Genomic DNA, 24,073 nt, shown 5'->3' with positions numbered 1-24,073 from the left:
TTGAATGGTCCGAAAAAATGTGAGGAAACAAAAGACGCGGAGATGCTTGTGTATAAATCGGCGCTCAGATCTCTGAGAAAAATTGGCCGGTCACATCCTTTGCTTGTGTATGGTCCTCATGATTTTACTGAGAGCTTTAGAGGCGGCGCACTCTTTGCCTTCAAAATGGCAGCGAGAGAGGCCGCTCTCAGACAAAAGGGCGTATGGAGTGAGGTGGCTGAGTTGTATAGCCAAGGCCGATGGCCATGTGGTTTTAAAGAAAATCGTGAATTTGTTGTTTTGTGACTAAAGCTAACGATGCCAAGCATTAGGACAGCTTTTCCGTTGCCTTGAGTTTCTTTAACTGAGATCCGCCATCCCTATCTTTTTTCAGGTTGATTTATCTAAAAGTTTGATTCCCGCCCACAAACATTGCGGGAATGACGGTTAAAGACAGCCTCTAATGAAGCACAGTCTCTTTTACCTTTATCACTAAATCTATTAACAATTCCTCCTTGTCCGTGTAGTTTAGGTAGCTTATAAAAACAACAATAGGCTATCGCTATGACTTTACCCTCTGTATCACTTGCTGCATCAACATCATTTGAATTTAAGCCCCTAGTAAATAAATCTCATTTTTCCACGACCTTACTCGCGTCGGCCTTAGCCTTAAGCTTTATGGGCACAGGTTTTAATTCGGTGCAAGCGGCGACCAGTGCTATGCCTGATGCGGCTAAGTTGGCGGCGGGTGTGGAGCAAAAGGTGATCGACTGGCGTCGTGATTTGCATCAACACCCTGAGTTGTCTAACCGTGAGTTTCGCACCAGCAAGATTATTGAAAAACATCTGAAATCCTTAGGATTAGAAGTGCAAACGGGTGTTGCACATACGGGCGTGGTGGCCATTTTGAAAGGCGGGAAGCTGAAGGGCGGCAAGCCTGGTCCGTTGATTGCGATTCGAGCGGATATGGATGCACTGCCTGTGACTGAAGTGGTCGATGTGCCTTTTGCCTCTAAGGCGACTGACACTTATCGCGATCAAAAAGTGGGTGTGATGCATGCCTGTGGGCACGATACCCATGTGGCCATGTTGATGGGCGTGGCTGAAAACTTGGTTAAAGTGAAAGACAGTCTAGCGGGGGATGTGATGTTTATCTTCCAACCCGCTGAAGAAGGTGCGCCAGAGGGTGAAGAGGGCGGCGCGGAATTGATGCTCAAAGAAGGGCTGTTTGCTCAGCGCAAACCCGAGCAAGTATTTGGTATGCATGTCACCTCGAGTATGCCGAGTGGCATGATTGGCCTGCGCAGTGGTCCAGCAATGGCGAGTGAAGACTCTTTTACCATCAAAGTGAAAGGCAGCCAAACCCACGGTTCTCGTCCTTGGAATGGGGTCGATCCTATTGTTGCTGCGGCACAAATTATCACTAACGTGCAAACGATCGTCAGCCGTCAGGTGGATATCACTAAAGCGCCGGCTGTGGTGAGTTTTGGTGCGGTAAATGGTGGCATTCGCTCTAACATTATTCCCGATGAAGTCGAGCTGATTGGTACGATTCGTACCTTCGACCAACCCATGCGCGCCGATATCAAAGTGCGTTTAGCGCAAATGGCCGAGCTGTCGGCGAAAACCTTAGGGGCGACTGCGACTACTGAGATCCATCAAGGTTATCCTGTGGTGGTCAATAATCCTGAATTAGTCGCCAGCATGCGGCCTGTGCTTGCGAGCGTGGTGGGCGATAAGATGCTGATTGAACCCGGGTTAATCACAGGTGCCGAAGACTTTGCTTACTATGCCTTAGAAACGCCGGGGATGTTTTTCTTCCTCGGGGTGACGCCAAAGGGAACGGACCCTGAAACGGCGGCCAGCAATCATTCGCCGGCATTTTATGTGGATGAAAGCGCGCTAAAAGTGGGCGTTGAGGCCATGACCAAAGTGGCGTTAACGGCGCTCAAAGCCCAATAAGTGGCTAATGCATTATTCCGTAAGCGCTGCGGTATAACTTGAGCTTACAAAAAATCGGCGCGGGATACGCTTCCTGCGCTTGATTTGTTAAACAATTTACCTCTATATGTGGATATTTACAGCAAGGAGCGAACAAGATGAAGCGCACGCTATCGGCTCTGGTGTTGGCCATGGGACTTTTGAACCCCCTAAGCCAAGCACAGGCCACCACGGCAGAAGACATTAAGAGTTTCACGCTAGATAACGGCATGAAAATCATGGTGCTAGAAGATGCCTCAATTCCCAATGCCAACATGTATTTATTTTGGAAGGTCGGTTCACGTAACGAAGTGCCCGGCATTACTGGTATTTCGCACTTTTTCGAACACATGATGTTCAACGGTTCGAAAAAGTACGGCCCAAAAATGTTCGACCGTACTATGGAAGCCGCCGGTGGCGCGAACAATGCGTATACCACTGAAGACATGACGGTTTATACCGATTGGTTCCCCGCCAATGCGCTCGAAACTATGTTCGATCTCGAGGCTGACCGCATCGCTAACTTAGATATCAACCAAGCCATGGTCGATAGCGAACGTGGCGTAGTGCAGTCGGAGCGTTCCACTGGCTTAGAAAACTCTAACTGGAATGCCCTCGAAGGCGAAATCAAAGGCGTGGCGTTTTTAGCCCACCCTTATTCGTGGTCGGTGATCGGTCACGAGTCGGATATCGCCGCTTGGTCGCTGGAAGATTTAGTCCAGTACCATAAAACCTATTATGCGCCGAACAATGCCGTGGTCGTGATTGCTGGCGATGTAAAGCTTGCCCAAGTAAAAGCCTTGGCAGACAAGTACTTTGCGCCTATTCCGGCACAGACTCCGCCTAAAGCGATTCGCACTGTCGAACCTGAGCAAAAGGGTGAGCGTCGCACCTTTGTGCAAAAGGCATCGGTCAGCACACCTAACGTAATGTTGGCGTACCATATTCCGGCGGCAACTCATGCGGATTTTTATGCGCTGGACTTATTAAGCTCGATTCTAAGCCAAGGTAATAGCTCACGTTTATATCAATCATTGGTTGATAAACAAGTGGCCTTAGAAGCGCAAACCTACATGCCGATGTCGGTCGATCCTAACCTTTTCTATGTGATGGGTGTGGCTATACCTGAGGTGAAAGCCTCGACGCTGGAGCATGCGCTGATTGAGCAAATCGATGCGATTGCGACAACGGGCGTTACTCAGCAAGAGCTGGATAAAGTTAAAAATATCAAGTTGATGGATTTTTATCGTTCTATGGAAACCATTAATGGTAAGGCTAATACCATAGGCACCTATGAGATGTATTTTGGCAGTTACGACAAGTTATTTAATGCACCTGAAGCCTATAACAAGGTGACGCCTGCGGATATTCAACGAGTTGCCCAAACCTACTTACGTAAATCGAATCGCACTGTGGCTGTGCTGGCGGCAACTGAGGAGTCTTCCCTATGAAATCGACAGCAGTGAAATCACTTAAGATGGAATCACTTGGGAAATCGTCTAAGTTAATGGCCGCATTAGCCCTAGGCACAAGTTTAGCCTTAGCGGGTTGTGCTACGACATCGGCACCAAAACGGGTCGATACTGGCAGCTTTGCGATGCCAAGTTACGATAAGTTTGTGTTAGATAACGGCTTAACTGTGTACTTAATGCCGCAGCGCGAAGTGCCGTTAATTACCTTAAATGCCGTGGTACGCGCCGGTGCAGTGAATGACACCACCGCAGGCGTGGCACAAATGACGGCAGAAGGCTTGCTGTTAGGTGCGGCGGGGAAATCTAAGGCGGATATCGAGCAGCAAGTGGATTTTCTCGGTGCAAGCTTAGTGGCCGAAGCGGATAAGGAAGGTAGTTATCTGAGTGCTGACTTTATGGCGAAGGACATTGACTTGATGCTGGGCTTATTTAGCGCGGCGATGTTAACGCCTGATTTTGATGCCGCCGAGTTCGATAAACTCAAACAGCGCGCGATTGCTGGGCTGCAGCAAGATAAAGAAAGCCCACGAGCTGTGATTGGTCGCTACTTCGATAAGCTCGTATTTGGTGCACATCCTTATGGCAATGCGGCTTCGGGTAACAGTGACTCACTGGAGCAAGTGACAGTGTCACAGCTACGCGCCTTCCATAAGAGTTACTATCAACCGGCCAATACCGCTATAACTGTCGTGGGTGACTTTGATGTGGCGTCGATGAAAGCCAAGCTGACGCAAACCTTTGGTCAGTGGCAGGGCAGCGAAAAGCTGGTGCAGCCTGATTTAAACCAAGGTTTGCCTCAGTTGACCGAGGCCAAAGTCTTGTTGGTGGATAAACCCGATGCAATCGAAACTACTTTTGTGATTGGGGGTTTAGGCATTAGTCGTGACAATCCAGACTATGTAGGTTTAACGGTAGTGAACACTATTTTAGGTGGTCGTTTCACCTCTTGGCTTAACGACGAGCTGCGGGTGAACGCAGGCTTAACCTATGGCGCACGCTCAGGTTTTAGCCCTTATACCGATTCGGGCGTATTCACAATCAGCACTTTCACTAAGACGGAAACCACTCAAGAAGCGATGGATTTAGCCTTAAAAACCTATGCACGTTTATGGGAAAAAGGTGTAGATCAAGCGACCTTAGATTCGGCTAAAGCCTACGTTAAGGGTCAGTTCCCGCCTCAGTTTGAAACCTCAGGGCAGCTGGCGGGGCTCTTATCTGGCATGTATCTATACGGTTTCGATGATAAGTTTATCAATGAGTTCCAAGCTAAGGTGGATGGTTTGACCTTAGAAGAAACCCAAAGGTTAGTGAAAACTTACTTCCCGCAAAAAGATCTGCAATTTGTGCTGATTGGCAATGCGGCTAAGATTGCACCTATTGCCGCTAAGTACGGCAAAGTGCAAACCGTCGATATTAAAGCCACGGGATTTGGCCAATAAGCCATCATTGCGAGGCTTGATTCAATAAAGAAAAGGTCTGCATAGTGCAGACCTTTTGCTTTTCTGTTCTTGGTGCTAGATGCAGTGTTTATTGTCCACCCGGCTTAGCATAATGGGTCATCCAATCCTTCACTTGGTTATACCAATAGATAGAGTTATTGGGTTTCATAACCCAATGATTTTCATCGGGGAAGTAAATCATCCGTGATTCCACATTGCGAGTTTGCAGGGTGCGGAACAGTTCAAATCCTTGTCCCACAGGTACTCGGTAGTCGAGCTGACCGTGGCTGACTAAGGTCGGAGTGTTAAAGTTAGCTGCAAAGTAATGCGGAGAAATGGCTTTATACAGCTCAGGATTATCCCAGTAGTTGCCAAATCGGGTACTGTGCACGGCAAAATCCGACGCCATTTGTGAATACATGTCGTAAACCGCAGCATGGATCAACAAGGCTTTAAAGGGATGTGGTTGACCTAAAATAATTGAGGTCAGATAACCGCCGTAACTTGCGCCACCCGCCACCATGCGGTCGCTGTCTATCCAGCTTTGTTGTTTAAACCAGTCGGCTGCCTTGAGCACATCTTCGAGGGATTTATTCTTCCAATCTGGGTTAATCGCATCGGCAAACGCTTGTCCGAAGCCGCTAGAACCATGGAAGTTTGGCCAAGCAGTGACATATCCCCAAGAGGCGAAGGTTTGTGCGTTCCAACGGTAATGGAAACCGTCGGTAATGGCGTTGTGTGGCCCGCCGTGAACCAGCATAAAGAGGGGATATTTTTTACTGCGATCAAATCCGGGGGGATAGTGAACCCACATTTGAATATCTTGATTTTGATATCCCTTGTAGGTCACTGATTCGTAAGTGCCTAAATCTACATCTTTGAGAATATCGTCATTAAAATTCTCTAGGCGTACCGTCTTACCATTGCTGGGATTAATGCTGACCAAGCGCGCGGGGTGCAAAAAGCTCTCGTTGGTGGCAATCAGTTCACCGTCTTTACCTATGGCGGGTTGGCCAAAGTCAGTTGCCTCTGTAATGGCTTTGACTTTACCGTTTTTGGCATCGATATGATAAATGCGGTTAGTGGCGGCATCTTCGATGGTGGCATAAAAGCCTTTACTGTCGGGGGTCCAATTAAATTGGCTGACCGAACGATCCCACTCAGGTGTTAGCGTATTAAGTTTACGGCTATCAATATCCAGTAACATCAGCCTTATGGTATCGGCATAGAAACCGGGGATTTTCTGACGGGTAAAAGCCAGCGTTTTGCCATTGGGACTAAAGCTGGGATCAGCATCTGCGGCTTGATTTTCTGGGGTGATATTCTCTGCTTTACCACTGCCAATCGTCGCAAGGAAAATATCCAGTTTAGGGTCGACACGGTTGTCTGAGCCATAAGTACTGAAGGCAATTAAGCGTTCATTAGGCGAAATATCGTAACTTGAACTGCTTTGGCTCGAGCGTGGTAATTCATGGCCGAGCGCTTGCGTCACGGATTCGACTTCGCCGCCCGAAGCGGGGATCCTAAATACATGGGCTTGGCGACGTTCATCTAACCAGTGATCAAACTGAGCGTAGGGCAAAGCGTTCCACTGGCGAGCGGAGACCTTATTGTCCTCGTCGGCTTTTAGTTGGGTTTTCATCTCGTCCCATGTTTGATTTGGGAATACATTGCTGATGAAATACAAATGCTTGCCAACCCATTTAATACCATTTACGCCAGTAGGTATGTCGGTTAAGCGCTGCGCTTCACCCGGACCGTCCATAGGCAATAGGTAGATTTGGCCTGCGTCGTCTTCATTTCGCTCACTCACAAAGGCCAAGGTTTTGCCGTCGGGCGAAAACACGGGCTCGCTCACCTTTAACCCTTTGACTGTAATCGCGCGATTATTTTTACCTTCGCCATCAAAACGCCATAACTGGGTCGAACCTTTATCTTCCTTCAGATCATATTCTGTGACTGGCGCAATAATATGCTCACCAGAGGGCGATACGACTGGGCTACCAATACGCTTAAGTTGCCAGAGCAATTCCACCGAGAGCGGTTTACCCTGCTCCGCAAATGCTGAGCCGAATGGCATCAACAGACAGAGCAATAAGATTCCTGTCTTCTTCACTGTGAGTCTCCTTATCATACATATAGTTATAATGATTTTATTTGTGGTGCAGATTCGAGAGTATAGAAACCGAGCATGAAAGCAAACTGAGTGATAACCCATAGCGGGGCGCTTTGTGTAAGCATCTGTGAATGGTTGTCGGCTAATTGTGATTTGTTGATGGCAGAATTACAGGCTAATCTAGGATGAGATTTCGGCTGAGGACTAGGTAGATGCAGAATAAAATCAACCGATTAAGACTATTATGGGGAGTGACAATTGCACTGAGTGCTGCTATTCCTCTGGCTGCGCACGCGGCTAAGGTAAGTTTTAGTGAGTTTTGCCCTCAGTTTACCGGTCAATGGGTGGGCGATGCCGCTAAAGTGGGGGAAGTGCCACGAAAAGTCACAGTCACCGGATTTTGCTCCCATGATAAGCGGCAGCTGTTATTGTCTGTGAGTGTTGGCACGCGTGCACCCTATAGTGAAACCTGGTGGTTTAGGGAGCAGGGCGAGCAAGTGTTGTTGACCTATTACGATGGCGTATCCCAAGAGAAGCAGCAAGTCTTTAGCTTGTATCGTCAAAATGGCGATTATTCTTTGCTGGGCGAGGGCGTGGTGACTGCCCGGTCTGCGTTAATTCAATTACTGTTCGAGGCAAAGGGGGCGGGTGCTCAAGCTAACGCATGGCAATGGACGCAGAATATTCAATATTTAGACGATGATGTTGATCGCTATCAGCTTTTTCGCGGGATAGAGATGACGCCAGTCGCGCCATCTCAATAAGTGTACTAACTCATACACGAACTGGCAGTTTTGGTTATGTAGTACGACTTAATCGTACAATCTCTACTTGACACCACACAACTCACTTTGGGACATATACGTGATAGATCCCTTGCTTTCATCTGTAGATTTCGAATGACTAAAGTCGGGTGAAAAACTCGTGATCAATTGCTTAGAGCAGGGATTGTGGCAGAGGGGCAACCCAGATCCTATGCTAACTTACAGGAGCAATTAATGCTGTCACAAGTGGGCTAAAATTAACTTCGCGACTGGTAACTAACAGAAAATGCTATATATCTACGATATTACAGCACATCCAAAGTCACTTTAACTCTATCCAGCACCACAATTGTTTTGAACCATTTTACGTTAGCATTATTGTGGAACATTTGATCACATATCTCCTGGAATCGTTGCATATGAGGAACTAACAGCACCAACATAAAGTCGGCATCCCCTGTTACGTAGTAACATTGCTGAACTTCTGGACCAGAAAAGTCTTTTTTTAACTGCCGAAGCGTATTCATATCGTTTTTTTCAACCTGAACTTCAACAAAAATGGTGATGACTTTATTTAGCTTATCGGGATCTAAAATGGCGGTCATAGATTGAATGTAACCGCTGTCTTTCAGCTTTTGAATACGACGCTGAACCGATGCCGTAGATAAATGAACGGCTTCCGCCAACTCCCGTAGAGGGATTTGGCAGTTCAGTTGGAGTAACGCGAGAAGAGCATGGTCGTATTTATCGAGTGACATATTGACATCCAAGTGAGAAATTTTATCGGAAATAGCATCAACTTAGAGAGCTTATTTCAAAGGTAACACAATAAAATACAGCTAAATTACTTTTTGCGTTATGGATGTCATGAAACCAATCTCCAATACCTTGCTCGGCGTAAGTTTGAATGTGGCCGCATCAGCACTTTTTGCGTTGATGTTTGCTTATACCGCCCTATTGGACGCTCTCAGTGGTGAGGAAATTTATGGTTGGCGCATACTATTTACGCTTCCACTTTTAACGGTTTTTATCGGCGTGCAGGGGTACTGGTCGCAAGTCATCGTTATTTATCAGCGAATAATCCGTGAAAAGCACTTTTGGTTAACTCGAATAGCATCAAGCTTTTTAATCGGCATTCAGCTTTGGTTATTCATGTGGGCTCCCAGCAATGGATATGGCTTAGCGGTGTCACTTGGCTATTTTATTATGCCCATCACTATGGTGGTCGTTGGCCGATTTGCATTTAAAGACAAAATGTCACGAATGCAATTGATAGCTTGCCTGTTTGCATTGCTAGGTGTGTTAAATCAACTCGCCATTTCCCAAACATTAGCTTGGCCAACACTTGCCATTTGCCTAGGATACCCAATCTATTTCTGGTTAAGACATAAAACCGGTACGAATAACATTGGTGGAGTATGGTTTGATATGATGCTCAGTGTGCCAGTGAGTATCTACTTTATCTTTAGTGGTGGCTATGTGATTGAAAGCTTATTAAGTCATAGCAGCTCACCACTATGGTTAGTCATTGGCTTAGGTGCAATTAGTGCATTAGCGCTCGGGTTACAATCCTTATCTGCACCATACCTAAATCTAAGTCTTTTCGGGCTGCTTATCTATGTCGAACCTTTACTATTATTGGTCGTTGCAATAATGCTTGGTGAAACCATCAACCCAGGTGAATGGCCTACCTATATAGGAATTTGGCTTGCCGTTATTGTGCTGATACTGGAAGGGGGGTTTAGAATATTTAAATCGAAAAACAGCTAGGTATGAAGTATTAGCAACATTTGGCCTATAGCTGACTACGAATCAGTACTTGGCTGATACCGCTAAATTGGGGCAATAGCTTTTTAGCTAAACGAACAGCAGAAGGGTTAGTGAGGATTGGCATTGTTGCACCAGTGATCGCTGGCGGCATGGATATATGCCGCCGTCGAGTCTATAGGGATATATTTATGGCGTGTCACTGGGGAAGCAATGACAATTAATGCGTAATGCGCGTAGCTCAACTGTCTTGCTTTAGGGGCGAATGGAGTTAAAGTAACCCGTCGGATCTGATTGCATCGTGATTTGAATATTGACAGGTTAAGTCCAGACTAATCCACTTAAGCATCACTACGCATTAAACCGCGCCTTCAAACCCAAGCTGACGCCACGCTTCATAGCTGATAATTGCCACCGCATTAGACAGATTCAAGCTACGGCTGGTGGCCGCCATGGGGATGCGTAGTCTCTGCTCAGTGGGGATGGATTCGATAATCGCCATCGGTAAACCTCGGGTTTCTGGGCCGAATAGCAGCACATCGTCTTTGGCAAAACTCAGCTCAGTATGTGGGCGGCTCCCCTTAGTGGTACAGGCCATAATGCGCTTGCCAGCCATGGCTTCGAGGAAAGCATCGAAGTCTTTATGGCGAGTCACATTGGTTAAGTCGGCATAGTCCAAACCCGCGCGGCGTAGCTTTTTCTCTTCTAGATCAAAACCTAATGGCTCAATCAAATGCAGCTGGCAGCCATTGTTTGCGCAAAGGCGAATGATATTACCTGTGTTAGGTGCGATTTCTGGCTCATAGAGTGCGATATGGAACATACTGGCCCGCCTGTAGAAAATGACGGCCGATTATACGGCAAACGGTGCCCAAGCGCAGTGTCTGTTGTGGGTGGATTTGGCTAAGTTCATGCAATAGAGGTTGTAATAGGTGGAATTGTTATCTCAAGGCTTGCCTGTTTTATTATCTCAAAGTAATATATCTTAACATCAAGATACTTTTTAAGGAGTCATTATGCCCTTTATTATTGCGTTACTCGCTCCTGTATTTTGGGGGACTACCTATGCGTTAGTGAGTCTCTACTTACATGACATGTCGCCCTACTGGGTAGCCGTGTGGCGTGCCTTGCCTGCGGGGATATTAATGCTGATGCTGCGTCCTCGTTTGCCAACTTTGGTTTGGTCAAAGCTTGGTTTGCTGGCGTTTTGTAATATTGGAGCCTTCTTTGCGCTGCTATTTATCGGCGCTTACCGTTTGCCGGGCGCGGTGGCGGGAACCTTAGGGGCCACTCTGCCGCTCATCTTCTTAATACTGGCTTGGCTCATTGATAAAAAACGCCCAGGAATGAAGTGGTTATTATTAGGTTTGATGGGATTAGGTGGGGTCATTTTACTGCTTAACCCTTCGGCGGATCTCGATCCTATCGGCGTGTTGTGCATGTTGAGCGCCACTACGTTAATTGCCTTTTCTTCTCGCTGGATGCAAAAGTGGGATGTGGGTGACTTTTTAGTGCTGACCGCGTGGCAGCTATTATTAGGCGGTTTGATGTTGATCCCACTGGCTTGGTTTATGGCAGGGCCACCGCAGCTACCGAGTATGACGCTTGTACCTTCACTGATATGGTTAGTGATTGCCAACACCGCCGTTGCCTATTGGGCTTGGCTATGGTCTATGCGAAACTTAGGGCCAGAAATCATGGGTATGGTCGCTTTAGTCAACCCTGTGGTTGCCGTATCATTAGGGGTCATGATTGTGGGGGAAACTTTAGATATGCGCCAATGGATGGGAATAGCTGTGATTTTATTGTCACTGTTATTGATGAAGTTGCCGCAGAATTTAAGGTTAAATCCATTTAAAAAAGTGCAACCCTAGTCATTATTTTGGGGTGAATGAGGCATAGATGCTAAAACGTTTGGATCTGAATTTACTGCCCGTACTCGAAATCCTACTTGAGGAGCAAAGCGTGACCGCCGCTGCTGCGCGGTTGCATTTGAGCCAGTCGGCGGTGAGTAAACAGCTCACACGTCTGAGGGACGTGTTTGATGATCCTTTATTTGAACGTACCGCCTACGGCCTAAAACCGACACCCAAGGCTTTGTCACTTGCGCCTGAGTTGCGCCAATGCTTACAGCAATTGGCGCAATTTACTCGGCCGGACACCTTCGAACCCGCCTTGAGCCAACGACAGTTTAGAATGCATTTGGTCGAAACCACCTATTCACTGACCTTTCCCCATTTTATGCCCATGTTGCTCACTCAAGCTCCCGGTGTGAGTCTCAATTGCCAAACGTGGCGACTCGATACCATGGACAGATTACTGCGTTGCGACATCGACTTAGCCATAGGTTGCCGCGAGTGGGACGAGCGCTCGCCCATGCATGTGAATAATATTCCCGATGACTTATGCTATGTTGAGTTAGTACAGGATTATCCCGTGTGTTTGATGCGTCGTGATCATCCGGCGTTAACACAAGAGTGGAATTTAGATACCTTCTTGAGTTATCGCCATCTGCAAGTGGCCTTTGGCGGTTTAGAGCATTGGTTGCTGGATGATGTGTTGCAACTCGAGGGCCGTAAACGGGATATTGCCGTGAATATGACCGACTTTCAGAGTGCTCTCACCCTGTGTGAACAGAGCGATTTGATCCTCTGCGCACCTTCGCGCTATGCCTTGGCTGTGATGAAGTCTTTTGAGCTTCAGTCTTTACCATCACCCATCAAGCTGATCCCCGGTGCGTATTTATTGATGTGGCACAAACACTTCGAACACGACTTGAGCCATAAATGGCTGCGAGAGTTGATTATTAGTCAAGTGCTGCATTCGATTACACCTCAGTTTTAGGCACTTTTGGTGCGGCTAACCAAGTGATTAATGCGGGCAATATATTTTGCCCATCTGCTAAGCCTTGCTGATAGACGACGGTTACTTTACCGATATTGCGATCGAGCCGCGATAGGTTAAGTGGTTGCGCTGGGCGGATCACAAAGGCGTTATTATTCGCAACGGCTTGGTTTAACTCGACTAATGCTTGATTATAAACACGATGGCGTTCACTTAGCGCATGGGCAACGGCGGGGTAGTGTTTATAGGTTTTGCGTGCTAACCAATTCATTTTCATCGCGGATTTTTGATAATGCTCATCTTGAGTCAAGATCACCACTTGGCGTGCATAACCATCTTTGCGTGATTGCGCTAACGGTATCGGTTCGCCGATGCCGCCATCGAGGTAATGGTGTTGGTTAATCACGCAGGGTTTAGACATAAAAGGCAGGCTAGAGGAGGCAATGAGCACGTCGAGCAATTTATCGTGTTCATTAAAATCGGCCATTCCAAAGTAATCGGTGTTTCCTGTATTGCAGTTAAAGGCGCCGACCTTGAATTCGGTATTACTATTTAAAAATGTATCAAAATCAAATGGTAGCAACTCATAAGCCATGCGACGGTAGGTAAAGTCTGTATTGACATAATTACCCGTTGCCAGCCAATGGCGAATGCCCATATAGCGTTTGTCATTGAGATATTGCTGCTGAATGTGGAGATTGCGACCAAATTGGCGGGATACATAGGACGCGGGATAAATGGCACCTGCAGATACCCCAATTACATAGTTGAAGTGAAGTGACTGCTGTAAAAACGCGTCTAATACACCTGCGGTATAAATGGCCCTGAGGCCACCACCTTCCAACACTAAGGCCACATCTTTCATCGGGTTACATCTTTTTATCGGTTTATCATCGCAGAATACCCCAGCTTAGCGCAGAAATGAATGCGTGTAAGGTATCCTCAAGATGCGTGACCAACATCAAGATGATGTGACTTTTTCTTAGTTTTAATTGGTAAGATATTGGTTACGTTATCGTTTACGCCATCTTTTTGATGGCCCAGATTAACATGATAGGCTTGGTGAAAATTAAAGTATTGGCTAAGTGCATTGAGCGCTTCTTTCACTTTTGCGGGCTGCTTATCCCGTGCCGACGTTACGCTATAAACACTGTAGGTATTGAGTGACCATTCGGGTAATAGGGTGACCAGTTGGCCGCTTTCGAGGTATTTGTGCACTTCAGGTTCGGGCAGAGCGGCAAATCCTAGACCATCGAGTGTGAGTTGAATTAACGCCTGCATATTGTTGACGCTAATTCGCTGGCTTGTCAGTTCAAAACACTCTTGGCTAAAGGCGTGGGTTAAGATATCGCCTTTAGCATAAGTGTGATAGATCCGATTTAATTCAGCTAACTCCGTTGGGTGGCTAAGGTTTTTATGCATTGGCAGATAATTGGGGGAGGCGCACAGTAACATACGCCAATCGGCTAAATGGCGGGCAATTAGGTTGGAATCCGATAAGGGGCCGATGCAAATCGCCAGATCGATACCGTCGTTGACTATATCTATCGGGCCATCTTGCAGCAGTAAATTCAAACTTATCTGTGGATGTGCTGCCAACAGGTAATTAAAAGGTTCGCTTAACAGGCCGCCGCCAAATCCTATAGGCGCGGCAATCTTTAATTCCCCTGATGGAATACCTTTCAAGTTATTAAGTTTCTGCTCTGTGCTTTCGACTATCGCTATGACCTTGCGGCAATTCTCATAGAACAAACTGCCCGCTTCGGTGAGTGTGAGGTTGCGGGTATTGCGGTGGAACAGGCTGATCCCCATGTCCATTTCGAGCTTGGTCACTTGCTGACTTACCGCCGACGAGCTGAGATTTAATTGCTGCGCTGCGGCACTCATTGAGCCCTTTTCTGCGATTGTCGCAAAAACGATCATCCCTTTGATCATGTTTTTATTCATTTTTAAGTAACTCTTACAAGTGAATACCTAAAGTCTAACTTGAGCTGATTGTAACATAGAGATACATTGCCGTATTGAAAATTGTTCTCATTTACAATCTTTGCTCTAATGGAGACTTGTCGGTTATGTTGTTAAGTCGTAAGAAGTACCTCGCTCAAGTGATCACCGCTTTATGTTTGTTGCCCACAGTACCTGTGACAAATGTCCTTGCGGATACCGCGCCTGATAAAGAAAAGATGATGGAAAGAATCGTGGTGACTGCATCGGGATTTGAACAGCAAATTCGCGATGCGCCCGCATCTATCAGCGTGATCACCCGTGAGGATCTGGATAACCGCTTCTACCGCGACTTAACCGATGCCATGTTAGAAGTGCCCGGCGTGGTGATTACGGGCGGTGCAGACCGTCAGGATATCAGTCTGCGGGGCATGGGTAGCCAATACACGTTAATTTTAGTGGATGGTAAACGCCAATCCTCGCGCGAGACACGGACCAACAGTGACGGCCCAGGCGTTGAAGGCGCTTGGACGCCACCATTGGCTGCTATCGATAGAATTGAGATCGTTCGTGGGCCTATGTCATCACTTTATGGTTCGGATGCCATTGGTGGGGTAATTAACATTATCACTCGCAAAGTGCCAAACGAGTGGCAGGGTGAGGTGCGACTCGACAGCACTTTGCAGGAAAAGTCTGACTCGGGAAATGTGTATCAAGGCAACTTTTTCGTCAACGGTGGTTTGATCAAAGATCTGCTAGGGATGCAACTTTATGGTCAATATACCCAGCGTGAAGAAGATCAAATCTATGGTGGTTACCGAGGTCGCGATGCGACTAACTTGACCGCGAGATTTGCGCTCACGCCCAATGAAAATCACGATATCATGTTTGAAGTTGGCACTTCTAACCAAGAACTCGACAGCAGTTTAGGTAAAACAGTCACACCGTTAGCACCGGGCGAAGCCTGTGGTCGTCGCGGTTGCCCTGAATCTTCAACGACAGAATATGAAAACAGCACCTTCTCCCTTTCACATACAGGTCGTTGGGACTTTGGTACTTCGGATAGTTATATCAAGCATGAAGTGTTTGATAATAAATCCCGTAAGATGAAAATCACTAACACGGATGCGCAATCTAGCCTTATCACTACGTTAGGCCAAAGTCATACAGCGACCTTTGGCGCAGCATTCAACCATCAAGATCTCACCGACGAAACAGGTAACCAAGTGAGTGACTTAACTGATATTAGTCGCAAACAATGGTCGGTGTTTTCAGAGGATGAATGGCGCATTGTCGATAGCTTTGCTCTGACCATGGGGCTGCGTTTGGATGATGATGAAAACTTTGGTAATCATGTCAGTCCGCGCGTTTATGGCGTGTGGGGATTAACCGACAGCACCACCTTGAAGGGCGGTGTATCAACAGGGTTTAGGGCGCCGAGTTTACGCCAGACAGTGCCCGACTGGGGACAAGTTAGCCGCGGTGGCAACATGTACGGTAATCCAGATTTACAACCTGAAACTTCAGTTAACTATGAGTTAGGTTTGTATTCTGATTTGACCGAGAGCATTACCGCCAGCGCGGGTGTGTTCTATAACGAGTTTAATGACAAGATCACCCGCGTTGCCTGTCCTGCGACTCAATGTACTGATGGTCCAAATCAATTTGGTTCTAATCCAACGACTTATGTGAACGTCGACGAAGCTGTGACCCAAGGGATTGAACTGAGTATCGATTATCGCATTCGCTCAAACTTGAGTTTGACGGGTAACTATACCTATACGGATTCGGAGCAAAAGACAGGTGTTTATAAAGGTAGCCCATTGAATCAATTGCCTAAGCATTTGATCCAAGCGTCTTTCAACTACGAGCCTATTGATAATTTAAGTACTTGGTTGAGGGTGAACTACCGTGGCGAAGAGAGCCAACCGACGACAGGACCTTCATCGAGCAGTTTAATCGCCCCTTCTTATACTCTGCTGGATTTGGGGGCTAACTACCAGTTGAACGATAGCTTGAAATTTAGTGCGGGCATTTATAACGCCTTCGATAAGGATATTACTCAAGAGGAATATGGTTATATCGAAGATGGCCGCCGTTACTGGTTAGGTATGACCTATAGTTTTTAAATTAAAAATAGTTAGTTATGAAAGAAGCCAGCACTTAGCTGGCTTCTTTTTTGATTATTCAAAATTCGGTTTACGAATAAACAGGACGCTGAGATCTTGCTTTGGCGTGAACTGTTTTTGCTGGAACTCAAAGGTGAGAGGGTCAGTTTTTTTAAGCTCGCCATCAAAACACAAGCTAATGAGATCTGTGGGCTGGGATTTTTTTAGGGTGAGTTTGAAGTCCTTAATTGACCCTTGCCAGTTATTAGCTGTGACCAAAATATAGCTAAGATGGCTCCATTCGACGCCAATCTCCTGATCTTCACCGTCTTGTTTAACGATAAGGTTGCGCTTCCTAATGCCTTGCTTGGCGCTTTCATCTAAACAGGCCAGTTCAGTGTAAGTATCAATAATACTACTGGCAGTATCGGGGGTGCCCGTTGAGAGGCTTGGCGTGTAGCTATGGCTGATAGCGACAGATTGGCCCGCGGGAAAGGTTTGTTCCCACACAAAGTAATCACTTAGGGTAAAGGCGATTTGTTGGTCCTCATCCAACCATTGCTTGGGGAGCGCGGGTTTGCCCTCGGGGACTTCGGCATATTCGGCAAAGTAAGCGACTTCATCTATCCCCCAACCAAGCTGTTTCAGCTCGGCTGAAATATCGGTTTTATCGGCAAGTTGGGCAACCAGCCTGTGCTGAGTTGGCTGGGTATTACCATTCACTTTAAGGGTGAAGTTATCAATGCTGCTGTGATCAGCGGAGCCAAAAAACATCGGTGGCATGGGGAAAGCGATGGGGACGATAAGATCCTGCGAACTGGTGTTGGTAAACACATAATCGACCCTGACTTCGGTCTCGCTGATGAAGAGGGACTCTTTATCCATACTGATATTAGGCTGATATTTCAAGGTAATAGAGCCATTAGCATCGCCAAAACTGCTGTCGTTGGCAGAGGCCGTTTCTCCGTAGACGAGTAAAACTATAGCAAAAAGGGGTATGGCTAAGTGTGCTGACATGAACTTCTTAACTCTAGTTGGATGCTTTAAGTATCAATGGGGAACGATTATTGCGCGCGGGCGAGGTCGATGGCCGCACTTATCGCATTTCGCGCTTGTGGGCTATTTTTCCAGCAAGTGGTGCGCAGCATGCTGGCGACTAAGTTAGCAATATCATCCACTTCGTGTTGGGCGAGTTGTTGCAGCGAGCTGATGCCAATTTCTTCGAAGCGTTTAATTACCGTTGGGCCAACGCCTTTGAGTGCTAATAAGGCTTGTTTTTCTTGTTCATTAAAACCCATAACGAATACTCCTTTATTGTTGGGATTGTGCTCAATTAATAGTACTGGGCAAGATTACCTTTAAACCGAGTTAACAAAAAGGCCCTCGAAGGGCCTGTTTAGTCTTTATGAATCAACAATCATCAATAAGTGTTACATATCACAGGGTTTGAGCGGTTTACGCAACTGGGCGCGCACGTTATCCATGCCTGAGTAAAACTCTTTCATCATCAATAGACCCATCATCTTGCCGTTGTCGGTGACGATCAGATTGTCGGGATCTGTTGGGTCGTTTTTGATGGCGCCAATGAGTTTCATTGACGTCATTTCTTTAAATAAGGCGGTATCTAAATTGACGCCAAAGGTTTCGCGGAAATATTTACGCGATAAACGGCCGGAGAACATGCCCAGTAAAAAGCGATATTGCATCACGTCTTTTTTGCTGTAGTTCTTTTGTTGCTCGACACCCATTTGACCCGCTGCGATGCGTTCTTGGTACTTACGTAGCGAGAAAGTGTTCACATAAAGCGTGTCATTTAAGAAACTAAATGAGCCCGAACCTACCCCTAAGTATTCGTCGTAATCAATAACGTATTCGTCAAATCCTTCGTCATCGGTTTTACCAAATGCCCATGCAGACAATTGATTATATTGACCATTAAGACTGTTTAATATTTGGCGATATTGGTTTGCCATATCCGCTTGCGGCGCCGCTAATTTGCCTTTAACGCTCTTACGGGTTTGATGAGTGATCATCAGCGGATAGGTGGTAATTTGTCTTGGGTCTAAGCGCGATGCCATGTCGAGATCGTGTTGGATCACTTCATCGGTTTGGCCGCGGAAGCCAAAAATCAGGTCGACGTTGATAATAGGGAACAACTCTTTGGCACCCATGATCTTGTCGAAGGTTTGCTGACCCGTGCCGAATTTATCGAGTCGGTCGGTCATTTTTAAAATATCATCATTAAAGCTTTGCACGCCGATAGACATGCGATCCACTAAGCCTTTGAGCTGTTTAAAGCCTGGGCTGTCTAAATGCTGTGGATCGGACTCGCAGGAGACTTCTTTAATGCTAGGAAATAGGGTTTTAGCGTGTTCTATGGTACGGGCTAATTCGTCTTCTAATACCGTGGTGGTACCACCACCAATGTACATAGATTCAAAGTCATAGCCGAGGGCCTTGACCATTTCCATCTCTTTACGTAATGAGATGAAGTAGGCACGCGCCTTGTCTTCCTTAAACATAAAACGGTGGAAGGTACAGTAAGAGCACAGGGTATGGCAGAAGGGAATATGTGCGTATAGCATATATTTTTTGCCTTCAACCGGTGCTGGCATCATTTCTGCGGAAAGCGTATCGAGGCGAAGATTCTTATCGACATAGTACTGCATGACCCGTTCCATCGAGCCGAGCATCCAGTTAGGGACGGTAATATTCGCTTGATAAGGCGTTGCGATAGCGCCGCTGAGCGTTTGAATAACTGATGACATAACGATTCCTATCTGAGAGTGCTAACCGTAAACACCGAAATTGCTTTAGGTAATTCACGACCACCTAGCGCAATAAGACTACCTCGTATGTAATTGTTAAAACGTGAACTGGTTATAAGTTACGGTTTCCTAACAAGGAAATCACGGGCTTTTTGTTAAGCAGATCATGTTTTAGCGATTGAGAATGCATTTTTATCATGCATTTTTTAGCGGAATTTATTGTAGATTTGAGGGGTTAGCTTGCCGTGTCAGTCTAAATGCTGAGATTGAAAATCACCATTCGAGGCATTTTGTTGCTGACGGATTAGCGCTTGTCTATCCAGGGGGCGGCTGTCATCATCCGAGCGATAAAAATAACCTCTTGATGTAAAGGGCCCACTATGTTGGCAAAGGTAAACCGCTTCTTCCCGTTGTTGGCACTGATAGGCGCAATGACAGCTTATCTGATACCGAGTTGGTTTACTGAGCTTAAATCCGCCATAGTGCCGCTGTTGGTGATCATCATGCTATCTATGGGGCTCACCTTAGATCTTCAGGATTTTGCTAATGCATTCAAACAGAAACGTGCGGTACTCGCAGGACTCGTGCTGCAATTTTCTGTCATGCCGCTCAGTGCATTATTGATCAGCCTGTTATTAGGATTAGATAGGGAACTCACCATAGGCATGGTGTTGGTGGGCAGTGTTGCAGGCGGCACCGCCTCTAATGTGGTCTGTTATTTAGCGAAAGGCGATGTGGCTTTATCGATAACCATGACGGCACTATCAACCTTAGCGGGCGTGGTGTTAACACCAATGATTATTAAGCTGTTGATTGGGGAAATGATCGATATACCCTTCGTCGATATGCTGCTGAGTTTAGTGAAAATTGTGCTGATCCCTGTCAGCGTTGGCGTGATTATCAATCATTTTTTTAAATCGCTGGTGGCTAAAGTCGCTCCTGCATTGCCACTGATTTCTATCTTGGCAATTGTGATGGCGATTACGATTATCGTGGCGTTAAATGCCAATCAGTTTGATAAAGTTGGCCCCATTATTCTGCTGGCCGTGTTCTTACATAATGGTCTTGGTCTCGCCTTAGGCTATTTCTGTTGCCGTTTATTAGGCTTTAACCACACAGTCTGTAAAACTATCTCCATCGAAGTTGGCCTACAAAACTCCGGTCTTGCCACTGCTTTATGTATTAAATTCTTTAGCCCCATTTCTGCCATTCCCAGCGCGATATTCTCGATATGGCATAATTTGTCTGGCGCCATGTTGGCGGGATATTGGGCGAGGGAATCGCAAGATTAATAAGATGTTGCTGTCGAAAATAGATAATTCCTGTGGCCTAGCAAGCGAGGCCACAGGCTTAAAATGCTGTGACTAATTAACCGGTAATGGGGTCTCGACAGGCATGAGTGTTAGCTGCAAGATATTTTCTTGCCGGCTTAATGCCAGTGGCAGTGTGTAGTTGGGAAAGCGTAATCCGAATACGACACCTTGTTGTAACAAGTGATACAGCTGATCTGTCATGGTAATCGTTAAACTGGCGCAGCCATGTTCATCGACTCTGCCTTCTAGTGGTAAGGCGATTTTGTCAGCTAAGGTTAGATACGCCGCCATACGCCAGTGAGAGTTTTCTCCAATATTGTATGTGCTGCCATGCAGTTGGTTGTAGCCTAAACCACAGGCCTGCAAGCTTAATTGGGTTTTGGCCGCTGTTGGCAGCGAAATAATCTGTTGTCGCTGCTGTGTCAGAAACTTACCCCACGCCAGGCGATGAATAACTGAGTCCAGTGAGATGGGAACATACTGAACTTGCTGTTTTAGTGCATTAAAGCGGGCAATGCCCTGTTCCAATTTAGTGAGATCGTCTTCATATTCCAGTTGTGCCTTAAGCAGATTATATGCGGGCGTTTTAGCTTGTTCCATGCCGGCTAACGCCGCTTTCTCGTAGTATGCCAGTGCTTTCACTTTATCGGCTTCTGCGCCCAAACCGCGCTCTTCCATACTGCCTAAATGATAGTTAGCGATGGCAACTTGACGCTTAGCACCTTGTAAAAATGCGGCTTTCACGCCGCTGTAGTCATTTTCATTCAACAGTAGGGCGCCGTAGTTTGTCCACGCCGTACCGTCATCTGCTGCTATACCCAATTCTAGCCACTTTATGACTTGCTGGCGTAACTGCGGGATGTTGAGGCTTTCTCTTTCGTTGCCGACACTTTGCATTGCCATTAAATAAGCACGCAGATACTCGCGTGAGGCATTATCCAGATAGAGGTTATCGGGCTGGAGTTCAAAGGCTTGCCCAAAGTAACTCCCCGCTTGCTGCGCCGCAGTGATTGCTTTCACTAGATAGAACCTTGAGCTGGGATCTGCCGGACTGTGTGCTCGTCCTAGGTTATATAAGGTCGGTAGTTTAAGACCCCGCGCCAGCGCTTCTTCTAACAAGGGGATGGCCTGCGTTTTGCTATCATTATCCAGCGCCATGCTGCCTAGATTATGGCTGGCACGGGCCGAACCTAAGGCTCTGGCTTGTTCATAGTATTGGCTGGCGGTGGCATTGTCTTGCGTGACGCCACGGCCGAGATGGTAGGCTTTACCCAGTAAGAATAACGCCTCAGCATTGTTCTCTGCTGCTTGCTGCTGTGCTTGTTGCAAGAAAGCGTCGTATTGTTGTTGCTCAAATAGCTGTTCCAGCGCGGACTTTTCTGCAGTTGCTGCAAAGCTTACTGTCAACAGTAATAGGAGAGTCGCAATAGTGAATATCTTCATAACATCCTTGTCGTTAAGCGGGTACTTGTAAGCGGTAGTGCTAGTGAAGTTGTTTAACGTAGAGGCTTGTTATGCTACAAGCAAGCCTTGCGGTTTACCACTGTGTTATGGACAGGCGGATGAATTGCTGCGGTAGCACTGCCGTGTGTTGGCGTTACATGGAAGCCGACGATAGCTAATCGTTGATTAGCTGAGTCCGAAGTTTTTTAGTGGTATTCAATATTGTGGGAGTGGGAGATGGGCAATACGTATCTTCATTCCTGAACTATAGGCTTCACGCTCTTATTATTGGTTTAGTACTGTTGGCACTGAATCAATTTAATCATTTTTTGATAAATAATTTTTCTAAAAATACAGTATTAATAATAGGTTATTTTTCTTGGCTGCGATTTATATTGCAGGTGTGTGACGCGCCTTATATCTCATCTAAAAATCTGACAGCCTAATAATTTTTGTTATTAGGCCGCAGATTTAAAAGCTTTTTTCAGGGAGCCTAAATCTAAAGCTTAAAATGCGAGACCACGCCGACGAGTTGTTCCTTTGTCGCGGCCAAAGAGGTTGCGCTATTGAGGGTGGCTTTACCGCTTTGATTCAGTTCATCGACCATTTCACGAATGGTGGCCAGATTACGGTTTATCTCTTCGGTCACAGCGCTTTGCTCTTCTGCTGCGGTGGCGATTTGATTACTTAGCCCATTAATATCGAACACATAAGTGGTCAGGGTATCGAGATTTTCCGTTACCAGATTGGTGGTATCGGCGGCTTGTTGGCAACTGTGTTTAGTTTGCTCCATTGCGGTTACGGCGGCATTGGCACCAAGATAAAGTTGTTCCAGCATCTGGTTGATTTCTGCGGTACTTGCTTGCGTGCGCGCGGCCAGTGAGCGAACTTCATCGGCGACAACAGCAAAGCCTCGACCTTGTTCACCTGCACGGGCGGCTTCGATGGCTGCATTAAGCGCTAGCAGATTGGTTTGATCGGCAATTTCACCTATTACATTCAAAATCGCGGCGATATGACGAGTATTTTCGTTCATATCATTAATCGCATCAGCGGCGACATCGACTTTAGCGACCAAGGCAATCACAGTGTTGGCAGCTTGTTCAACGGCTTTCTTCGATTTATCCGCTTGCGCATTTGCTTGTTGAGTAAACTGGGCTGCAGATGCTGCATCACCCGCGACATTATGGGCCGTGGCGCTCATTTCAGTCATGGCTGTCACGACTTGGTCGGTTTCAACGGCGTGGATTTGCAGTGCATGATTATTGGCATTTGACTGTACATTCAATTGCCCAATTTGGTCGGACATATGATCCGAGGCTTGGGTAATTTCAGACATAATTTCACGTAGATTACCTATCACGCTGTCGAGATCTTCTGCGAGTGAGCAGAGCTCATTTTGTCCTTTAATATTTGTTTTATGAGTTAGGTCGCCATGGGCAAGACGTTCCATTACCCGTTTTATCTCATTGATTATGTGGACGAGTTGTTTACTCATAATGAGGGCGCTGAAGAGTGACGCTACAATCGCGAACAAGATCAATCCCAGTAGGATGCTTTCTGTTGAGGTGACTTTATCTTCAGCTTGTTTGCCTAACTCATGATTTCTCTGAGTGATCAGCGTGACTAATTGGTTGATTTGATTACTGACCTTAGGCCCGAGCGCAGCACGCTCAGCGGTTAGTTCAGGTACTGCTCCAGTTTGTTTAGCGAGTGCCAGTTCATCTTGGTAGAGACGAACATAATGTTCTGTTTGCGGTAAAAGAGTGTGAATAGCTTGAGCATCAGCGCCCATGAAGTCGGTATTAAATTTGGTCAGTTGAGAGACGAGTTGTGCGACCTTATGTTGTTGATCGGCGATAGCTTTACCGTTGTGGACTAAGGTGGCTAAGCGCAGCTCAAAAAAGGATTCTCGTACTGTAGTGAAAGTTTCTGCGAGCTGAGTGTTGTCGACTAGGCTTTTACTGGTCTCACCGAGTTCATTAAAACTGCGATAGCACGAAATACCTATGATGATCAGTAAGATACTTGTAAACACTGATGGCAATGCCGTCAATGTACTGGTTTTGGCATTTTTAAACATGATGACCTTCTAGGATAAAAAGCAGCAATGCGTAATTTAATTACGCTATAGGT

20 protein-coding genes and 1 pseudogene are annotated in these 24,073 nt (G+C 46.5%); 10 read left to right on the top strand and 11 right to left on the bottom strand.

Features of this window, described 5'->3' with window-relative positions; translation table 11 throughout:
- The 4 genes and pseudogenes from HGO26_RS22325 to HGO26_RS22055 form a co-directional block, all read left to right on the top strand.
- A pseudogene (locus HGO26_RS22325) lies at positions 1–285 on the top strand (hypothetical protein); the annotation flags it as partial.
- A gap of 258 nt (positions 286–543) precedes the next feature.
- Positions 544–1,941, top strand: a complete 1,398-nt coding sequence (locus HGO26_RS22065) for an amidohydrolase (protein ID WP_168827776.1) — start codon at positions 544–546, stop codon at positions 1,939–1,941.
- A gap of 137 nt (positions 1,942–2,078) precedes the next feature.
- Entirely contained in the window at positions 2,079–3,410 is a 1,332-nt protein-coding gene (locus HGO26_RS22060; protein ID WP_168827775.1) for a M16 family metallopeptidase, read from the top strand.
- Positions 3,407–4,870 (top strand): M16 family metallopeptidase, encoded by a 1,464-nt coding sequence (locus HGO26_RS22055; protein WP_168827774.1) that lies wholly within the window; start codon positions 3,407–3,409, stop codon positions 4,868–4,870. Before HGO26_RS22060 ends, HGO26_RS22055 begins: the two co-directional genes overlap by 4 nt.
- Before the next feature lie 88 nt (positions 4,871–4,958).
- On the opposite strand, the gene HGO26_RS22050 is transcribed toward HGO26_RS22055, so the two are convergent.
- On the bottom strand, positions 4,959–6,986 hold the full coding sequence (locus HGO26_RS22050) for a prolyl oligopeptidase family serine peptidase (RefSeq protein ID WP_168827773.1): 2,028 nt from the start codon (positions 6,984–6,986) through the stop codon (positions 4,959–4,961).
- 212 nt (positions 6,987–7,198) lie between these two features.
- On the opposite strand from HGO26_RS22050, the gene HGO26_RS22045 reads away from it, so the two are divergent.
- Positions 7,199–7,750, top strand: coding sequence for a hypothetical protein (locus HGO26_RS22045; RefSeq protein WP_168827772.1), 552 nt, complete (start codon positions 7,199–7,201; stop codon positions 7,748–7,750).
- Between the two features lie 305 nt (positions 7,751–8,055).
- Here the strand turns inward: HGO26_RS22045 and HGO26_RS22040 are convergent, their stop codons facing one another.
- The gene (locus tag HGO26_RS22040; protein WP_168827771.1) at positions 8,056–8,508 is read right to left on the bottom strand and encodes an Lrp/AsnC family transcriptional regulator; all 453 of its coding nucleotides are present in this window, start codon (positions 8,506–8,508) and stop codon (positions 8,056–8,058) included.
- A gap of 109 nt (positions 8,509–8,617) precedes the next feature.
- Here HGO26_RS22040 and rarD point away from each other — a divergent pair, with 109 nt between their 5' ends.
- Entirely contained in the window at positions 8,618–9,520 is a 903-nt protein-coding gene (gene rarD / locus HGO26_RS22035; RefSeq protein WP_168827770.1) for an EamA family transporter RarD, read from the top strand.
- A 25-nt stretch (positions 9,521–9,545) separates the two neighbouring features.
- Here the strand turns inward: rarD and HGO26_RS22505 are convergent, their stop codons facing one another.
- Both HGO26_RS22505 and trmL read right to left on the bottom strand, forming a co-directional pair.
- A complete protein-coding gene (locus HGO26_RS22505) occupies positions 9,546–9,671 on the bottom strand; it encodes a hypothetical protein (protein ID WP_282098000.1) in 126 nt (41 codons plus the stop codon).
- A 204-nt stretch (positions 9,672–9,875) separates the two neighbouring features.
- A complete protein-coding gene (gene trmL, locus HGO26_RS22030; RefSeq protein ID WP_168827769.1) occupies positions 9,876–10,340 on the bottom strand; it encodes a tRNA (uridine(34)/cytosine(34)/5-carboxymethylaminomethyluridine(34)-2'-O)-methyltransferase TrmL in 465 nt (154 codons plus the stop codon).
- Positions 10,341–10,533: 193 nt separating this feature from the next.
- Between trmL and HGO26_RS22025 the strand changes: the two genes are divergently transcribed.
- Both HGO26_RS22025 and HGO26_RS22020 read left to right on the top strand, forming a co-directional pair.
- Positions 10,534–11,391, top strand: a complete 858-nt coding sequence (locus tag HGO26_RS22025; protein ID WP_131525530.1) for a DMT family transporter — start codon at positions 10,534–10,536, stop codon at positions 11,389–11,391.
- Positions 11,392–11,419: 28 nt separating this feature from the next.
- Positions 11,420–12,361 (top strand): LysR family transcriptional regulator, encoded by a 942-nt coding sequence (locus HGO26_RS22020; RefSeq protein WP_168827768.1) that lies wholly within the window; start codon positions 11,420–11,422, stop codon positions 12,359–12,361.
- Here the strand turns inward: HGO26_RS22020 and HGO26_RS22015 are convergent.
- Both HGO26_RS22015 and HGO26_RS22010 read right to left on the bottom strand, forming a co-directional pair.
- Complete coding sequence (locus HGO26_RS22015; RefSeq protein WP_168827767.1) at positions 12,345–13,226, bottom strand: patatin-like phospholipase family protein; 882 nt, start codon at positions 13,224–13,226, stop codon at positions 12,345–12,347. The genes HGO26_RS22020 and HGO26_RS22015 overlap by 17 nt on opposite strands.
- A 77-nt stretch (positions 13,227–13,303) precedes the next feature.
- Positions 13,304–14,308, bottom strand: coding sequence for a LysR family transcriptional regulator (locus tag HGO26_RS22010; RefSeq protein ID WP_168827766.1), 1,005 nt, complete (start codon positions 14,306–14,308; stop codon positions 13,304–13,306).
- A gap of 125 nt (positions 14,309–14,433) precedes the next feature.
- Here HGO26_RS22010 and HGO26_RS22005 point away from each other — a divergent pair, with 125 nt between their 5' ends.
- Entirely contained in the window at positions 14,434–16,434 is a 2,001-nt protein-coding gene (locus HGO26_RS22005) for a ligand-gated channel protein (protein ID WP_168827765.1), read from the top strand.
- Positions 16,435–16,488: 54 nt separating this feature from the next.
- Here the strand turns inward: HGO26_RS22005 and HGO26_RS22000 are convergent, their stop codons facing one another.
- The 3 genes from HGO26_RS22000 to HGO26_RS21990 form a co-directional block, all read right to left on the bottom strand.
- Complete coding sequence (locus tag HGO26_RS22000) at positions 16,489–17,430, bottom strand: DUF4424 domain-containing protein (protein ID WP_168827764.1); 942 nt, start codon at positions 17,428–17,430, stop codon at positions 16,489–16,491.
- 47 nt (positions 17,431–17,477) lie between these two features.
- Complete coding sequence (locus tag HGO26_RS21995) at positions 17,478–17,711, bottom strand: hypothetical protein (RefSeq protein ID WP_011787794.1); 234 nt, start codon at positions 17,709–17,711, stop codon at positions 17,478–17,480.
- A gap of 132 nt (positions 17,712–17,843) precedes the next feature.
- Positions 17,844–19,181 carry a coproporphyrinogen III oxidase family protein gene (locus HGO26_RS21990; RefSeq protein ID WP_105250563.1) on the bottom strand — a complete coding sequence of 446 codons (1,338 nt, stop codon included), beginning with the start codon at positions 19,179–19,181 and terminating at the stop codon, positions 17,844–17,846.
- A gap of 380 nt (positions 19,182–19,561) precedes the next feature.
- Here HGO26_RS21990 and HGO26_RS21985 point away from each other — a divergent pair, with 380 nt between their 5' ends.
- Positions 19,562–20,473 (top strand): bile acid:sodium symporter family protein, encoded by a 912-nt coding sequence (locus tag HGO26_RS21985; protein ID WP_168827763.1) that lies wholly within the window; start codon positions 19,562–19,564, stop codon positions 20,471–20,473.
- Positions 20,474–20,545: 72 nt separating this feature from the next.
- On the opposite strand, the gene HGO26_RS21980 is transcribed toward HGO26_RS21985, so the two are convergent.
- Both HGO26_RS21980 and HGO26_RS21975 read right to left on the bottom strand, forming a co-directional pair.
- A complete protein-coding gene (locus HGO26_RS21980; RefSeq protein ID WP_168827762.1) occupies positions 20,546–21,937 on the bottom strand; it encodes a tetratricopeptide repeat protein in 1,392 nt (463 codons plus the stop codon).
- Positions 21,938–22,436: 499 nt separating this feature from the next.
- Entirely contained in the window at positions 22,437–24,020 is a 1,584-nt protein-coding gene (locus HGO26_RS21975; protein WP_168827761.1) for a methyl-accepting chemotaxis protein, read from the bottom strand.
- Positions 24,021–24,073 lie beyond the last annotated feature (53 nt).

Origin of the sequence: Shewanella oncorhynchi (genome assembly GCF_012584455.1) — a bacterium.
GTDB lineage: Bacteria > Pseudomonadota > Gammaproteobacteria > Enterobacterales > Shewanellaceae > Shewanella > Shewanella oncorhynchi.
Note: the sequence above shows the minus strand (reverse complement) of the source record. Positions and strands in the feature narration are given on the sequence as shown.